At 61.8% G+C, this 14226-nt stretch carries 16 protein-coding genes and 1 tRNA gene; 12 read left to right on the top strand and 5 right to left on the bottom strand.

The window, feature by feature from the left end; translation table 11 throughout:
* Nucleotides 1-46: 46 nt before the first annotated feature.
* The 8 genes from atpE (at nt 47) to J2W49_RS24295 (ending at nt 6904) form a co-directional block, all read left to right on the top strand.
* Nucleotides 47-292, top strand: coding sequence for a F0F1 ATP synthase subunit C (gene atpE, locus J2W49_RS24330; RefSeq protein ID WP_009519254.1), 246 nt, complete (start codon nt 47-49; stop codon nt 290-292).
* A 128-nt stretch (nt 293-420) separates the two neighbouring features.
* On the top strand, nt 421-891 hold the full coding sequence (locus tag J2W49_RS24325) for a F0F1 ATP synthase subunit B (protein WP_304912284.1): 471 nt from the start codon (nt 421-423) through the stop codon (nt 889-891).
* A 52-nt stretch (nt 892-943) separates the two neighbouring features.
* The gene (locus tag J2W49_RS24320) at nt 944-1474 is read left to right on the top strand and encodes a F0F1 ATP synthase subunit delta (protein WP_310322130.1); all 531 of its coding nucleotides are present in this window, start codon (nt 944-946) and stop codon (nt 1472-1474) included.
* 54 nt (nt 1475-1528) lie between these two features.
* The gene (gene atpA / locus J2W49_RS24315) at nt 1529-3145 is read left to right on the top strand and encodes a F0F1 ATP synthase subunit alpha (RefSeq protein ID WP_310322128.1); all 1617 of its coding nucleotides are present in this window, start codon (nt 1529-1531) and stop codon (nt 3143-3145) included.
* 31 nt (nt 3146-3176) lie between these two features.
* Nucleotides 3177-4043, top strand: coding sequence for a F0F1 ATP synthase subunit gamma (gene atpG, locus J2W49_RS24310; RefSeq protein WP_310322127.1), 867 nt, complete (start codon nt 3177-3179; stop codon nt 4041-4043).
* A 43-nt stretch (nt 4044-4086) separates the two neighbouring features.
* On the top strand, nt 4087-5517 hold the full coding sequence (gene atpD, locus J2W49_RS24305) for a F0F1 ATP synthase subunit beta (RefSeq protein ID WP_310322126.1): 1431 nt from the start codon (nt 4087-4089) through the stop codon (nt 5515-5517).
* Between the two features lie 120 nt (nt 5518-5637).
* Nucleotides 5638-6054: a F0F1 ATP synthase subunit epsilon gene (locus tag J2W49_RS24300; protein ID WP_310322124.1), complete on the top strand. Its 417-nt coding sequence runs from the start codon at nt 5638-5640 to the stop codon at nt 6052-6054.
* A 277-nt stretch (nt 6055-6331) separates the two neighbouring features.
* Nucleotides 6332-6904, top strand: a complete 573-nt coding sequence (locus tag J2W49_RS24295) for a cyclic nucleotide-binding domain-containing protein (RefSeq protein ID WP_310322122.1) — start codon at nt 6332-6334, stop codon at nt 6902-6904.
* 12 nt (nt 6905-6916) lie between these two features.
* Here J2W49_RS24295 and J2W49_RS24290 read toward each other — a convergent pair whose 3' ends face one another.
* The 3 genes from J2W49_RS24290 to J2W49_RS24280 are packed head-to-tail and all read right to left on the bottom strand — an operon-like array spanning nt 6917 to nt 9007.
* The gene (locus tag J2W49_RS24290) at nt 6917-7456 is read right to left on the bottom strand and encodes a TPM domain-containing protein (protein ID WP_310322120.1); all 540 of its coding nucleotides are present in this window, start codon (nt 7454-7456) and stop codon (nt 6917-6919) included.
* A 13-nt stretch (nt 7457-7469) separates the two neighbouring features.
* A complete protein-coding gene (locus tag J2W49_RS24285) occupies nt 7470-8402 on the bottom strand; it encodes a TPM domain-containing protein (protein ID WP_310322118.1) in 933 nt (310 codons plus the stop codon).
* Nucleotides 8399-9007 carry a LemA family protein gene (locus J2W49_RS24280; RefSeq protein WP_310322112.1) on the bottom strand — a complete coding sequence of 203 codons (609 nt, stop codon included), beginning with the start codon at nt 9005-9007 and terminating at the stop codon, nt 8399-8401. The genes J2W49_RS24285 and J2W49_RS24280 overlap by 4 nt, the downstream gene beginning before the upstream one ends.
* 143 nt (nt 9008-9150) lie before the next feature.
* Here J2W49_RS24280 and J2W49_RS24275 point away from each other — a divergent pair, with 143 nt between their 5' ends.
* Genes J2W49_RS24275 through J2W49_RS24265 form a run of 3 tightly spaced genes read left to right on the top strand, consistent with a single transcriptional unit; the run spans nt 9151 to nt 11212 of the window.
* Complete coding sequence (locus J2W49_RS24275; protein ID WP_310322109.1) at nt 9151-9588, top strand: YybH family protein; 438 nt, start codon at nt 9151-9153, stop codon at nt 9586-9588.
* Nucleotides 9589-9599: 11 nt separating this feature from the next.
* Nucleotides 9600-10637: a YheT family hydrolase gene (locus J2W49_RS24270; protein WP_405001080.1), complete on the top strand. Its 1038-nt coding sequence runs from the start codon at nt 9600-9602 to the stop codon at nt 10635-10637.
* Between the two features lie 17 nt (nt 10638-10654).
* Nucleotides 10655-11212: a DUF2946 family protein gene (locus J2W49_RS24265; protein WP_310322108.1), complete on the top strand. Its 558-nt coding sequence runs from the start codon at nt 10655-10657 to the stop codon at nt 11210-11212.
* A gap of 109 nt (nt 11213-11321) precedes the next feature.
* Here the strand turns inward: J2W49_RS24265 and J2W49_RS24260 are convergent, their stop codons facing one another.
* A complete protein-coding gene (locus J2W49_RS24260) occupies nt 11322-12182 on the bottom strand; it encodes a c-type cytochrome (protein ID WP_310322106.1) in 861 nt (286 codons plus the stop codon).
* Between the two features lie 235 nt (nt 12183-12417).
* Between J2W49_RS24260 and J2W49_RS24255 the strand changes: the two genes are divergently transcribed.
* Nucleotides 12418-12493: transfer RNA gene (locus J2W49_RS24255), tRNA-Arg, on the top strand.
* A gap of 555 nt (nt 12494-13048) precedes the next feature.
* On the opposite strand, the gene J2W49_RS24250 is transcribed toward J2W49_RS24255, so the two are convergent.
* The gene (locus J2W49_RS24250; RefSeq protein WP_310322105.1) at nt 13049-13600 is read right to left on the bottom strand and encodes a hypothetical protein; all 552 of its coding nucleotides are present in this window, start codon (nt 13598-13600) and stop codon (nt 13049-13051) included.
* Nucleotides 13601-14226: the final 626 nt, after the last annotated feature.

The following is a 14226-nucleotide window of genomic DNA, read 5'->3' as shown; positions in this document are numbered from 1 at the left end:
TTTCGTTTTTTCTTTCTCAACTTACTTCCACCTCATAGGAGTCATCATGGAAAACGTTCTGGGTCTTGTCGCACTGGCTTGCGGTCTCATCGTCGGTCTGGGCGCCATTGGCGCATCCATCGGCATCGCGCTGATGGGCGGCAAATTTCTGGAATCGTCTGCCCGTCAGCCTGAGCTGATGAACGACCTGCAGACCAAGATGTTCATTCTGGCCGGCCTGATCGACGCCGCCTTCCTGATCGGTGTGGCCATTGCGCTGCTGTTCGCCTTCGCCAACCCCTTCACGCTGTAATCGGGTTTGCTGATCCGCAGGACCGGGGTGGTCCGTTCCGGTGAGGGCCTTGTGCCGTCACCGCAATCACCCAGCCTGAAGGCAGCAAGTGCGTCACCACTCTTGTCAACACACAGAAAGGCGTTGCGATGAATATCAATGCAACCCTCTTTGCGCAGGCCATCGTTTTCGCGATTCTGGTGCTCTTCACGATGAAATTCGTGTGGCCCCCGATCGCCAAGGCACTTGATGAGCGTGCGTTGAAGATTTCCGAAGGTCTGGCCGCGTCCGAGAAAGCCAAAGCCGAACTGGCCGTGGCCAACAAGCGGGTGGAAGAAGAGCTGAGCCAGTCGCGCAACGAATCTGCGACGCGCCTGGCCGATGCCGAGCGCCGCGCCCAGACCGTGATCGAAGAGGCCAAGGCCCGAGCCACCGACGAAGCCGCCAAGATCGTGGCGGCCGCTCATCAGGAAGCCCAGGCCCAGGTGCTCAAGGCGCGTGAAGCCTTGCGCGAAGAAGTTGCTGCACTGGCCGTCAAGGGCGCAGAGCAGATCCTCAAGCGCGAAGTCAACGCCGGTGTTCACGCCGAATTGCTGGGTCGTCTGAAGACCGAGCTCTGATCGGTTCCATTGCACCCCCGCATCCATCCTCGCAGGCATACACAGGTAGACCATGGCTGAAATCGCAACCATCGCCCGACCCTACGCGGAGGCGCTGTTCAAGGCGGCTGGCTCAGACGCCGCTGGCGTTGCCGTCTGGCTCGACGAGCTGGCCGCTGTTGCTTCCAACGAGCAGCTGCGCCAGTTCGCTGACAACCCCAACGTCACTGCCGACCAGGTGTATGGCGTTGTCACGGGTGTGCTCAAGAGTGCCCTGCCCACGATGGCACAGAACTTTCTACGCACCGTCATCGACAACGGCCGCCTGACCGTGTTGCCCGAAATCGCTGAACAGTTCCGGGTGCTCAAGAACGCCCAGCTGGGGGCTTTTGACGCGACCGTGTTCAGTGCGTTCGACATCGACGCTGCAGCGCTGGCCGATCTGTCCGGCGTGCTTGAAAAGCGCTTTGGTCGCAAGCTCAACCTGCAGGTCCAGCTGCAGCCCGATCTGATCGGTGGCGTTCGCGTGGTGGTCGGTGACGAGGTGCTCGACACCTCCGTCAAAGCCCGGCTGGAACAAATGAAGATGGCCCTGACAGCCTGACGGCTGCTTCGCTGGGTCCGCCTGCTTACCAATTAACGAAAGAAGGAAAGAGTCATGCAACTCAATCCCGCCGAAATCTCTGAATTGATCAAGTCCCGCATCGAGGGGCTGGGCGCAGCGAGCGATGTGCGCAACCAGGGTACCGTGGTCTCGGTGACCGACGGCATCGTTCGTGTGCACGGCCTGTCGGACGTGATGCAGGGGGAAATGCTGGAATTCCCGGCCAACAAGGACGGCGTGCCGTCGTTCGGCCTTGCGCTGAACCTCGAGCGCGACTCTGTTGGCGCCGTGATTCTGGGCGAGTACGAACACATTTCCGAAGGCGACACCGTCAAGTGCACGGGCCGCATTCTGGAAGTGCCGGTCGGCCCCGAGCTGATTGGCCGCGTGGTCAATGCCCTGGGCGCCCCGATCGACGGCAAGGGCCCGATCAACGCCAAGATGACCGATGTGATCGAGAAGGTTGCGCCTGGCGTGATCGCCCGTAAATCGGTGGACCAGCCGGTGCAGACCGGCCTGAAGTCGATCGACTCGATGGTGCCCGTGGGCCGTGGCCAGCGCGAGCTGATCATCGGTGACCGCCAGACCGGCAAGACGGCCGTGGCGATCGACGCGATCATCAACCAGAAGGGTCAGAACATGACCTGCGTTTATGTCGCGATTGGCCAGAAGGCTTCGTCGATCAAGAACGTGGTGCGTGCCCTGGAGCAGGCCGGCGCGATGGACTACACCATCGTCGTGGCCGCTTCGGCCTCTGAATCTGCCGCCATGCAGTACCTGTCGGCCTACTCCGGCTGCACCATGGGCGAGTACTTCCGCGACCGGGGCCAGGACGCTCTGATCGTGTACGACGATCTGTCCAAGCAGGCCGTGGCCTACCGCCAGGTGTCGCTGCTGCTGCGCCGCCCGCCAGGCCGCGAAGCCTACCCCGGCGACGTGTTCTATCTGCACAGCCGTCTGCTCGAGCGCGCTGCTCGCGTGAACGCCGACTACGTGGAAGCCTTCACCAAGGGTGAAGTCAAGGGCAAGACCGGTTCCTTGACCGCACTGCCCATCATCGAAACGCAGGCCGGTGACGTGTCCGCCTTCGTGCCGACCAACGTGATCTCGATCACCGACGGTCAGATCTTCCTGGAAACCAACCTGTTCAACGCCGGTATCCGTCCCGCCATCAATGCCGGTATCTCGGTGTCGCGTGTGGGTGGCGCTGCCCAGACCAACCTGATCAAGAGTTTGTCTGGTGGTATCCGTACCGACTTGGCGCAGTACCGTGAACTGGCCGCTTTTGCACAGTTCGCTTCCGACCTCGACGAAGCGACCCGCAAGCAGCTCGACCGCGGTGCCCGTGTGACCGAATTGCTCAAGCAGGCGCAGTACAGCCCGCAGTCGATCGGTCTGATGGCATCGACCCTGTTTGCGGTGAACAAGGGCTACCTGGACGACATCGAAGTCAAGAAGGTGCTCTCGTTTGAAAACGGCATGCACGCTTTCCTGAAAGACAAGCACGCGGCCATGCTGGCGACGATGGAGAAGAACGGCGCGAAGTGGGACGTCAAGCCTGCGAAGGCAGACGACAGCGACGCGAAGAAGGCATTCAAGAAAGAGTGCCAGGACGCAGAAGCACAACTGGCTGCAGCCATCGCCGACTTCAAGAAAACCGGCACCTACTGATCCGGCCCATTGACTTCTTAAAGGAAACACAATGGCAGCAGGCAAGGAAATACGCGGCAAGATCAAATCGGTGGAGAACACCAAGAAGATCACCAAAGCCATGGAAATGGTCGCCGCTTCCAAGATGCGCAAGGCGCAGGACCGCATGCGTGCGGCCCGCCCTTACGCGGAGAAAGTGCGCCAGATCACGGGCAACCTGAGCCGTGCGAACCCCGAGTACACGCACCCGTTCATGCAGACCAACGACGCCAAGGTCGCGGGTTTCGTGGTGGTGACGACCGACAAGGGGCTGTGCGGTGGTTTGAACACCAACGTGCTGCGCGCTGTGACCACCCGGCTCAAGGAGCTGCAGGCGCAAGGCCAGACAGCTGAGGTCGTTGCCATCGGCAACAAGGGCCTGGGGTTCATGAACCGCATCGGTGCCAAGGTGGTGTCCAGTGTCACCAGCCTGGGCGACACGCCGCATCTGGACAAGCTGATCGGGCCGGTGAAGACGCTGCTGGATGCGTACACCGAAGGCCGTGTGAATGCGGTTTATGTCTGCTACACCAAGTTCATCAACACGATGAGGCAGGAGTCTGTGATTGAACAGCTGCTGCCACTGAATGCAGACACGCTGCACAACGGTGCCGGGGCCCGTGACTGGGATTACGTGTACGAGCCAGACGCCCCCGCCGTGATCGACGAGCTGCTGCTGCGCTACGTGGAAGCCCAGGTCTACCAGGCCGTGGCCGAGAACATGGCGTCTGAACAGTCCGCCCGCATGGTGGCCATGAAGGCCGCTACCGACAACGCTGGTAGCGTCATCAGCGAACTCAAGCTGGTCTACAACAAGACCCGTCAGGCAGCGATCACGAAAGAGCTTTCGGAAATCGTCGCAGGCGCCGCAGCGGTCTGAATCCGCTGCTCAACAGAATCCGAGAAACGAAAAGGTATCCATCATGTCTCAAGCTACCGCAGAAATGAACACCGGTGTTCAGGGCAAGATCGTTCAGTGCATCGGCGCCGTCGTGGACGTGGAGTTCCCGCGCAACCAGATGCCGCGTGTGTATGACGCCCTGAAAATGGAAGGCTCCGCACTGACCCTCGAAGTGCAGCAGCAGCTGGGCGACGGCGTGGTGCGCACCATTGCACTGGGCTCGTCCGACGGCCTGCGCCGCGGCATGTTGGTGACCAACACCTCCAACCCCATCATGGTGCCCGTGGGCAAGGCCACCTTGGGTCGCATCATGGACGTGCTCGGCGCGCCCATTGACGAACGTGGTCCCGTGGACCAGGCGCTGACCGCCTCCATCCATCGCAAAGCCCCCGCTTACGACGAACTCAGCCCCTCACAGGAGCTGCTCGAAACCGGCATCAAGGTGATCGACCTGATCTGCCCGTTTGCCAAGGGCGGCAAGGTGGGTCTGTTCGGTGGTGCTGGTGTGGGCAAGACCGTGAACATGATGGAACTCATCAACAACATCGCCAAGGCCCACAGCGGTCTGTCGGTGTTCGCTGGCGTGGGTGAGCGCACCCGTGAAGGCAACGACTTCTATCACGAGATGGCCGACTCCGGCGTGGTGAATCTGGAGAACCTGGGCGAGTCCAAAGTGGCCATGGTCTATGGCCAGATGAACGAGCCTCCAGGCAACCGTCTGCGCGTGGCCCTGACCGGCCTGACCATCGCCGAGTCGTTCCGCGACGAAGGCCGTGACGTGTTGTTCTTCGTGGACAACATCTACCGCTACACCCTGGCCGGTACCGAAGTGTCCGCTCTGCTGGGCCGCATGCCTTCCGCCGTGGGCTACCAGCCGACGCTGGCCGAAGAAATGGGCCGCCTGCAGGAACGCATCACCTCCACCAAGGTCGGCTCCATCACGTCCATCCAGGCCGTGTACGTGCCTGCCGATGACTTGACCGACCCGTCGCCTGCCACCACCTTCGCCCACCTGGATTCCACCGTGGTGCTGAGTCGTGACATCGCTTCGCTGGGTATCTACCCTGCCGTGGATCCGCTGGATTCCACCAGCCGCCAGCTCGACCCGCTGGTCGTGGGTCAGGAGCACTACGAGGTGGCGCGCGCTGTTCAGAATACGCTGCAGCGCTACAAGGAACTGCGCGACATCATCGCCATTCTGGGCATGGACGAACTCGCACCGGAAGACAAGCTGGCCGTGGCACGCGCCCGCAAGATCCAGCGTTTCCTGTCGCAGCCGTTCCACGTGGCAGAAGTGTTCACGGGCTCGCCTGGCAAGTACGTCACGCTGGCTGAAACCATTCGCGGCTTCAAGATGATCACCGCTGGCGAATGTGATCACCTGCCAGAGCAGTCGTTCTACATGGTTGGCACGATCGACGAAGCCTTCGAAAAGGCCAAAAAAGTCGCGTAAAGCGGCGTACTCGGGCGCCCGGCGTTGTTGGTGTGCTCGATGTGCAGTAGCACATCTCCGCGCACCGCCTAGGCGGACACCCGATTACTTGCTTTCCGACGACTTTTTAAAGGAGTAAATATGAGCACCATCCGCGTCGATGTGGTCAGCGCTGAAGCTTCCATCTTTTCCGGCGAGGCCAAGTTTGTGGCCCTGCCTGGTGAAGCGGGCGAGCTTGGCATTCTGCCCGGACACATTCCGCTCATCACCCGCATCAAGCCCGGTGCCGTGCGCATTGAAAAAGCCGAAGGCGGCGAAGAGTTCGTGTTTGTGGCGGGTGGCATTCTTGAGGTGCAACCGCATCACATCACGGTGCTGTCCGACACCGCCATTCGAGGCAAGGACCTCGACGAAGCCAAGGCCACCGATGCCCGCAAGCAGGCCGAAGAGGCCCTGAAGAATGCCAAGAGCGACATTGATCTGGCCAAGGCCACTTCTGAACTGGCGGTCATGGCCGCACAGATTGCCGCCTTGCGCAAGTACAGGCAGAAGAAGTGAGCCTTGCGTTCGCATGGAATGTCAGAAGACCGGCCGTTCGCCGGTCTTTTTTTGTCCGTATGTCCACGGTCGAGGCAGTGAGGCGGGCGGGCACGCAGACGTTCCCCTCATCTGCGTAGACATTCCTGCTGCGCCCGTCATATGGTTGCGTCAATTGCCCTCATAGCGACTGTCAGTGCTGCGGCTTCGGTCTTGCTGTGACAATGGTGTCTTCGAATTCAATTCGTGCAGCTACTGACGGGCTGCCACACTGGGAAAGCGGCGGGCCGGAGCAAGCATGACATCGATCTTTGAGAACCCCGAACTCGCGCCCGAAGAGGTGGCAGCGCGCATGCTGGTGACGCCTTCTGCGCTGGACGATCTCACGCTGGCCGATGCCATGAAGGTGGTGGGCTACATGCGGCCCAAACGCATCAAGGCCGGTACCGTGTTCATTCGTGAGGGCGAAGTCCAGCAGAACGACTACATGCTGCTGGTGCTGGAAGGCGATATTTCCGTGGAGAACGACCTGCCTGGCCTGCACGAAAGTGTCGTGGTCAACATCATTGGTCCGGGCCACCTGATCGGTGAAATGGGTGTGCTGGACGGCGCACCCCGCTCGGCCACCTGCACGGCCACCACCGATATTGCAGCGGCCGTGCTCTCGCGCACCGCGCTCATGCGCCTGTTGAAAGACCAGCCCCGGGTGGGCGCCAAGTTGCTGCTGGCGATCTCCAAGCGCATGGCTGACCGGTTGCGAGAAACCACGCGCAAGCTCAAGACGTTTGCGCAGATGAACAAGGCGCTCCAACAGGAGTTGCAGGTGGTGATGAACAGCCGTACCAAGATCGGCCGGCGCGGGCCACCGTAGCGTACCTGCGCCTCAAACCCGGACGACGCAATCGGGCAACTGATTGGGTGGAACGACGCTGGCAGCCGCGTCCGGCTTGACTGGAAAATGGGCGACCAGGCAAGCCGACACTTCCGACATGGCGGAGGTCAGGCCATCCTCGAAGGCGCCTTTTCGAAGCTGCTCACCCAGGCGAGCCACCATGTCGTTCCAGGCATTCGCGGGCACGCGACGCGCGAGCCCGCGATCGGCCACGATTTCAATGGTGTGCTCTGCCAGCAGCAGGTAGATCAGCACACCGTTGTTGTCTTCGGTGTCCCAGATGCCCAAACGCCCAAACCATTCAAGCGCCCGCTCACGCACCACCTGAGTCAATGGGGTGTCAGGCGAAATGCGCCACAGATCAGCCGTGGGCAGCGCCGCTTCCACGCACAGACGAATCTCGCCCGTGTGGCGCTGTTCGCTGGCCGTGACCCGCTGAGTCAGCCGCTCGGCCATGTCGTCTGGCACCACCCGCCGGGCGTCTGATGCATCCAACCAACGGTGCTTGATCAACCGAAGCAACTTGTTCATGGTGCCGGCCCGATCACCAGCTGCCGGAGGCGCCGCCGCCACCGAAGTTGCCGCCACCGCCAGAGCTGAAGCCGCCACCGCCGCGCCCGCCGCCAAGGCCGCCACCGAATCCACCGCCGTGTCCACCCCAGCCACCGCCACGCCCGCCACGGCCACCCCCGGAGGTGGCCTGTGCCGGAAGGTGCTGAAGAAACAGGGCCGCCAGCATGCCCAGCAGCCCGGCGCCTGCCGCAATCCAGAACACAGAAGTCAGCAACCAGGCCAGGCCGCCAGATCCGACGCCGGTCAGCAAGGTGCCGATCTTGTTGCCGAAGAGGCTGCGCAACACAGCCGACACAATGGGCACAGCAAACACCATGAAGATCAGCAGGTCCATCCACCCAGAACCGGCGGCCTGCTTCTTTGCCTGAGGCAGCGGCAGCTCTTCACCGGTGATACGGGCGAGGATGTGGTCAACGCCAGCCTCAATGCCGCTAGCAAAGTCTCCGTTGCGAAACGCAGGCGTGACCACCTGATCGATGATGCGACGGGCCATCAGATCGGGAATGGCGCCTTCCAGCGACTTGGTGGTTGCGATGCGCAAGCGCCTGTCGTTTTTGGCGACCACAAAGAGCACCCCATCGCCGACGTCTTTGCGGCCGATCTTCCAGGCATCACCCAGCCGCTGGGTGTAGTCGGCAATGTCTTCAGGCTCGGTGGTGTCCACGATCAGCACCACGACCTGGGAGCCCCTGGCCTGCTCGAAAGCTTCCAGCTTGCGTTCAATGCGTGCGAGACCGGCCGCATCCAGCGTGCCGGTCTGGTCCATGATGCGGGCACGCAACTCGGGCACCGGCTGCACGCCCTGGGCGATGGCCATGAAGGCCATGAGGGCACAAAACCCCAGCACCAGACCCACCACACCGTGACGCCCCCAACGCATGTCGGATGCCCGGAAAAAGCTCATTGCTTGTTGAAGTCCACCGTCGGCGGCGATGAAATCGCCGCTTCATTCTGCACCTGGAAATTGGCCTTGGGCTGGTAACCAAACACCATGGCCGTCAGGTTGGTCGGAAAGCTGCGGGCCAGCACGTTGTAGGCCTGGATGGCCTCGATGTAGCGGTTGCGCGCCACGGTGATGCGGTTCTCTGTGCCTTCGAGTTGCACGCGCAAATCGCTGAAGCCCTGGTTGGCCTTCAGGTTGGGGTACTGCTCGACCACCACCATGAGCCGACTCAGTGCACTCGAGATCTCGCCCTGCGCCGCCTGGAACTGCTGCATGGCGGCGGGGTTGTTCAGCATTTCGGGCGTCATCTGGATCGAGGTGGCCTTGGAGCGGGCCTCGATCACCCGGGTCAGGGTCTCCTGTTCGAAGTTGGCCTCGCCTTTGACGGTGGCCACGATGTTGGGAATCAGGTCCGCCCTGCGCTGGTACTGGTTCAAAACCTCGGCCCAGGCCGACTGACTCTGCTCGTCAAGTTTCTGAAAGTCGTTGTAGCCGCAGCCACTCAGGCCCACTGCCAGCAAAAAAGCCGTTGCCCAGACACCCAATGAACGGACAGACAAGCGCATGAAACCTCCCCGGCCAGACGGCCTCAATGGACAAACAATCCGTGTGTGCAACGTGCCTTGCGACTGGCCACATGCGCAAAGTGCGCACAGCAACAATCGGCACCATTGTCTGGCAACGGCCCACAGGCTGCAGAATACACCGCATGCGCAAACCGAAAATGCCCCCAGGTACCGCGGACGACACCGAAACCGCCTTCTACGATGCCCTCCAGCACGCCGACATCGACCGACTCATGGCCTGCTGGGCAGACGACGACGAAATCGTGTGTGTGCAACCCGGCGGCCCCCGCGTGGTGGGCCACTCAGCCATCCGCGCTACGTTTGACGCCATGTTCGCCAATGGCGCCGTTCTGGCCCACCCGGAAAAAGTCCGCCGGCTGGATGCGGGGCATTTCAGTGTGCACAGCGTGGTGGAGCGGGTGGAAATCATGAGCGACGACGGCCCGCAACACGCCTGGGTCGTGGCCACCAATGTGTACGCCAAAACCGCACAGGGCTGGCGCCTCGTTGCGCATCACGCCAGCCCGGGCTCGCGCACCGAGCCACTTGAGGTCACGACCGCCAAACCTTTGCTGCATTGAACATGCATGGCATGTCTTCAGACCAAATGCGCTTTCTGGATGAAAGCCTCGCAGATCCCCCATGGCGTTACAGCCCGCCATGGTGGTTGCCAGGTGGGCATGCCCAGACCATCTGGGCTGCGCGCTGCGCCCAGAATCACGGAGGCATCCGCCCGGCATGGACCCGCGAACGCTGGACCACGCCCGATGGCGATTTCATCGATGTGGACCAGACCTGCCACACTGTGGGGGTTGACGCGCCATTGCTGGTGCTGTTTCATGGACTGGAGGGCTCATCGGCCAGCCAGTACGCTGTGGCCTTCGCTGACTTCGCCTCGACGCGAGGCATCGCCTGTGCGGTGCCCCACTTCCGGGGCTGCTCGGGTGAACTCAATCACGCGCCCCGCGCGTACCACTCTGGCGACCACGCCGAGGTGGACTGGATCCTGAACCGCTTTGTTGCAGCGAATCCCCGGCGTTCCATTCTGGCGGTGGGCGTCTCGCTGGGGGGCAATGCCTTACTGCGTTGGGCAGGCGAAAAGGGCAGCACGGTGCCCACGCAGGTGAAGGCCGTGGCGGCCGTCTGTTCGCCACTGGATCTGGCCGCAGGCGGGCATGCCATCGGCAAGGGGTTCAATCGCTGGGTCTACACCCGCATGTTTCTGGCCTCCATGGTGCCCAAGGCGTTGAAGAAGCTGGAACAACACCCGGGGCTGTTTGATCGCACCGCATTGATGGCAGCTCGCGATCTGTATGCATTCGACAATGTCTTCACCGCGCCACTGCACGGTTTCAAGAACACCGACGACTACTGGGCGCGCGCATCGGCCAAGCCCCTGCTGCGGGACGTGCGGATACCGGCGCTGGCGCTCAACGCACGCAACGATCCGTTCGTGCCGGCGGAGTCGCTTCCCAAAAAGGCCGAAGTGAGCCACAGTGTCTGCTTGTGGCAACCTGAGCAGGGCGGGCACGTTGGCTTTCCGGCGCCAGCGGCAGGGTGGCTGGGGCTTCCCGGCCACGTGCGTGCCATGCCGGAAGCCGTTGGCCAATGGTTGATGAAACACCTATAAGCCAGGAGCAACGCCCCATGGACGAAATCGTCAAGGCCGCCATGGCCAAATGGCCTAACGTGCCCCATTGTTATGGTTGGCTTGGCCTGGACGCGCGGGGCCAGTGGTACATGCGCGACGACCGCATCCAGGCGATGGGTCCTTTCGCGGCGCTTCCTGGTGAAGACGTGACGCCCAGCAAAGGCTCGCTGCTCCGGCACGACAAACTGGTGGACTTCATCCAGCGCAACTACGCAGCCGACGACAGCGGCATGTGGTTCTTCCAGAACGGTCCGCAACGCGTGTATGTGGAACTGGAAGCCGCGCCCTTTGTCTGGCGCCTGAGTGCCGATGGCAGCGTGCACGCCCACACCGGAGAACCGGCGCAGGTGCAGTCCGTGCTGGTCGATGAAGCTGGTCACCTCTACCTGGCCACCGATGTGGGTTTCGGTTTGGTGCATACCGCCGACATGCTGCTGGCGGCCGATCATGTCGACGCAGGCCGCTGGCAGCCAGAGACGGTGCGTGCGGTCGATCTGCCCGGGCGCTTTGGTTTCGAACCCAGTCCTCAGCGCAGAGCCCAGAGCAAGGCCTGACGCCAGCGGCTGAGTTCAGCATCGGCGCAGAACGGGGCGGGTCAGACGCGCAAAGAAAAAGGCCCGCGATAGCGGGCCTTCAGTTTGGCGGCGGAGCCGTATCGGTGCGTTACTGAACGGTGGCCAGCATGTATTGCACAGCGGCCTGAATCTCTGCGTCAGAAGCGGCCGAGCCACCTTTGGGCGGCATGGCGCCCTTGCCCTTGATCACACTGGCGGTGAGGCCATCAACACCCAGGCCCAGACGGGCCGACCAGGCGGCCTTGTCACCCAGCTTGGGCGCGCCTGCCACACCAGCAGCGTGGCAAACCGTGCAGGCCTGCTTGTAGAGCGCTTCGCCACCACCTGCTGCCACGGTGGCTGATGCAGGTGCAGCTGCTGCTGCCGGAGCTGCTGCCACCTCGGTGGCGGGGGCGGCAGCCGGTGCTTCAGGGGCTGCTGCAGCTGCGGGCTCAGCCGCAGCTGCTTCTTCAGCCGCGGGGGCTTGAGGCTCCGTAAAACTGGCACCCCCTGCATTGGCAATGTGAACCACGGCACGGCCGATCTCGACGTCGCTGAATGCACCACCACCCTGGGCGCCCATGGCACCCTTGCCTTTGAGCACGGAGTTCAGCAGCGCTTCATAGCCAGTGCCGATGCGCGCAGCCCAGGCACCGGCGTCGCCGAACTTGGGTGCACCCGCCACACCTGCTTCGTGACAGGCGGCGCACTGGGCCTTGTAGACCGCATCGCCAGCCTGGAGCGGGCGGTTCGCATCCCGCAGTTCAACAGAACCGACGGGCTGGATGCGCTGGGCAATCGCCAGCTCCATGTCAACCGCGCCCGCCGCCGGCTTGTCGCCCGAGGTGACGAAATACACCAGGCCGATGATGATGAAAATGGGGGCCACGAAAGCGAAGAACGACGTCCACAGCAACTGTGCGGGCGTCTTGATCGGGCCGGTGTGAGATTCGTGCGCGTGGTCGCTCATGGTTTCCTCAAGGGTGGCGATTCGGGGCCTGGATGGTGCTTCGGTCGGCTGGGGCCGCTTTCGGCGAACAGCCCTCGATTATAACGAGCAGCCCTTCGGCGCCCTTGCGGAACACCCTCGCCTGATAGAATCGGTCGGGTTGCGGCTGTAGCTCAGTGGATAGAGTATTGGCCTCCGAAGGTTGTCGTCATCGGAAAAGATCGCAACAGCTAGACTATTGGTCTCCGTACAGCATGCGGCTGTAGCTCAGTGGATAGAGTATTGGCCTCCGAAGCCAAGGGTCGTGGGTTCGATCCCCGCCAGCCGCACCAAAATCAACGACTTACGTGGGTTGCTCATGGCCCGCGCCACAGTCCAGGTGCTTTCTTCGACGCGGTAGCTGCCGTGGCCGTGGGCTCACCATGCACATGGGCCAAGAGTCATGGCGATATACGTCCCAGCCTCATGGCCCACCTATGGCCCATGCGTGGCCCAATACGTATGAGATCTTTGGTTTTCTGAGCCGCTTTTGACCATAGCGCTCATGGCCTGAACGATCTGTTCCCAAATCTGATTGCCCGGGAAGCAGCATTCCCGGACACTGAACCTCTTAGCCTGAAGTCCTCCTCCATGGCAGAAGCAGGTACTAGGTGAACGTAAGCTTCCTTGTGTTTCCTCCTCCGCCACGCAATAAAAGGTTCGCGTGTGCTGGTTGATTCGACCGCTCTGCGCCGGACAGCCAGCTGGCGGTGGTGGAGGCCCATGCCCAACCAGGCGCTTCGTCTGAAATTAAAACCCTATAACCCCCGATTAGGAAACCATCTCTCAGAAAATTAGTGCCCGTCTCTGGCCCGTGGTTCCCGTGTGGCTCGCATCGCTCGGAGGGGTCAGCCGGGAATCCCCGGGTCGGTTGGGTGTCCGGCCTTCCAAAGGGCTCGTGCTTTCCTGCCCACCCAAATCATTCCCATCGTTGCGAAGGTGCTGAGGATGCCCACGAGGAAGCCGAACCACTGCACCTTCCAGAAGCTTTGCTCGGCCCGTGCGTCCTGCTCCCGGAAGATCGCCTCTACCGCACTCTTGTTGGTCGCTGCGATGGAGCTGAAGTGTTCAGCCTGCTTCTTCGATTCTTCGAGGACTAATTGAGCGCGTTGGGCCTCTGCTGCCGTGTCCCGGGCCTCTTGGGCTTTGCGCTCGGAGTAGTCGGAGATGGCTCGTAAAGCTTCGGCCAGGTCGCGCTCGCTCTGGATCGGGGCAGAAGCGAGCCTCGCCACCTTCTCGCGCTCGGCCAGACCCTTGCCGAAGTTGAAGGCAAAGACACCCAGACCAATGGACATGGCAATCACTGTGATGACGAAGGCAATCCCCGCGGCCTTCGACCTCTCAAAGACTTTGACGACTTCCCGTGCAGCCCACTCGATCAAGAAGGTCTCAATGCTCATCCCTCAATCCTGTTGTTCTGGAATGTTGTGATGGTAGCGAACCACTTCATTTCCTTTGATGCTAGTGCTCAGTGGGGAAATGCAGCGGTCGAGGACCAAAAACTGAATGCGGGTGCTAAAAGTTCAGGGCACACACCCGCTCCTGCGAGCGTCTGCACTCTTCAATGGATCGGGTTGGATGACCGAGCCACACCCCGCTGAAACCTCTGTCGTACTACATCTGTTTCGTGGCGCGTTGCTCAAAAAAATCGAGCAAGAAAGTCGCCAACACGGACATCATGAAGGGCAGAGACCGCTGCACTGCTGCCTCTCGGTTTCGCAAAGTCGGTTCAAGGCTGGTTGCTGCCGGTGACCTGAAACGCTTGAATGTCTGCCGCCGCGGTCACCTGTCTTTCGAGGATGGAGGGGTCGAACGACCGCTGCAACTCCGTCATCGGCCTCTCAATACATGCCAGCCTGGTCGTGCTTTGAGAACGACTCCTCGCCCCCGAGGTGATCGGCTGTGGCCGACCTGGAGCCGACCTCAGTGCAATGCTCCTCACACTCCGCAACCCGGTTCTATGGGTAGCGCAGTAGACGCGGCACTGCTGGCTGCTGCCTTGAGGTGGCTGCCTCCGCGATGAATC

The sequence above is a fragment of the Hydrogenophaga palleronii genome (assembly GCF_031457455.1).
Lineage (GTDB): Bacteria > Pseudomonadota > Gammaproteobacteria > Burkholderiales > Burkholderiaceae_C > Hydrogenophaga > Hydrogenophaga palleronii_A.
This window is presented reverse-complemented; position numbering and strand designations above follow the sequence as displayed.

What these genes read in the sequence shown, in the direction of transcription:
- atpD (WP_310322126.1), top strand. Translation starts at nt 4,087, where the DNA reads ATGTCTCAAGCTACCGCAGAAATGAACACCGGTGTTCAGGGCAAGATC.
- J2W49_RS24265 (WP_310322108.1), top strand. Translation starts at nt 10,655, where the DNA reads ATGGACGAAATCGTCAAGGCCGCCATGGCCAAATGGCCTAACGTGCCC.
- atpG (WP_310322127.1), top strand. Translation starts at nt 3,177, where the DNA reads ATGGCAGCAGGCAAGGAAATACGCGGCAAGATCAAATCGGTGGAGAAC.
- J2W49_RS24250 (WP_310322105.1), bottom strand. Translation starts at nt 13,600, where the DNA reads ATGAGCATTGAGACCTTCTTGATCGAGTGGGCTGCACGGGAAGTCGTC.
- J2W49_RS24325 (WP_304912284.1), top strand. Translation starts at nt 421, where the DNA reads ATGAATATCAATGCAACCCTCTTTGCGCAGGCCATCGTTTTCGCGATT.
- atpA (WP_310322128.1), top strand. Translation starts at nt 1,529, where the DNA reads ATGCAACTCAATCCCGCCGAAATCTCTGAATTGATCAAGTCCCGCATC.
- J2W49_RS24300 (WP_310322124.1), top strand. Translation starts at nt 5,638, where the DNA reads ATGAGCACCATCCGCGTCGATGTGGTCAGCGCTGAAGCTTCCATCTTT.
- J2W49_RS24320 (WP_310322130.1), top strand. Translation starts at nt 944, where the DNA reads ATGGCTGAAATCGCAACCATCGCCCGACCCTACGCGGAGGCGCTGTTC.
- J2W49_RS24295 (WP_310322122.1), top strand. Translation starts at nt 6,332, where the DNA reads ATGACATCGATCTTTGAGAACCCCGAACTCGCGCCCGAAGAGGTGGCA.
- atpE (WP_009519254.1), top strand. Translation starts at nt 47, where the DNA reads ATGGAAAACGTTCTGGGTCTTGTCGCACTGGCTTGCGGTCTCATCGTC.
- J2W49_RS24285 (WP_310322118.1), bottom strand. Translation starts at nt 8,402, where the DNA reads ATGAGCTTTTTCCGGGCATCCGACATGCGTTGGGGGCGTCACGGTGTG.
- J2W49_RS24275 (WP_310322109.1), top strand. Translation starts at nt 9,151, where the DNA reads ATGCGCAAACCGAAAATGCCCCCAGGTACCGCGGACGACACCGAAACC.
- J2W49_RS24260 (WP_310322106.1), bottom strand. Translation starts at nt 12,182, where the DNA reads ATGAGCGACCACGCGCACGAATCTCACACCGGCCCGATCAAGACGCCC.
- J2W49_RS24280 (WP_310322112.1), bottom strand. Translation starts at nt 9,007, where the DNA reads ATGCGCTTGTCTGTCCGTTCATTGGGTGTCTGGGCAACGGCTTTTTTG.
- J2W49_RS24270 (WP_405001080.1), top strand. Translation starts at nt 9,600, where the DNA reads ATGTCTTCAGACCAAATGCGCTTTCTGGATGAAAGCCTCGCAGATCCC.
- J2W49_RS24290 (WP_310322120.1), bottom strand. Translation starts at nt 7,456, where the DNA reads ATGAACAAGTTGCTTCGGTTGATCAAGCACCGTTGGTTGGATGCATCA.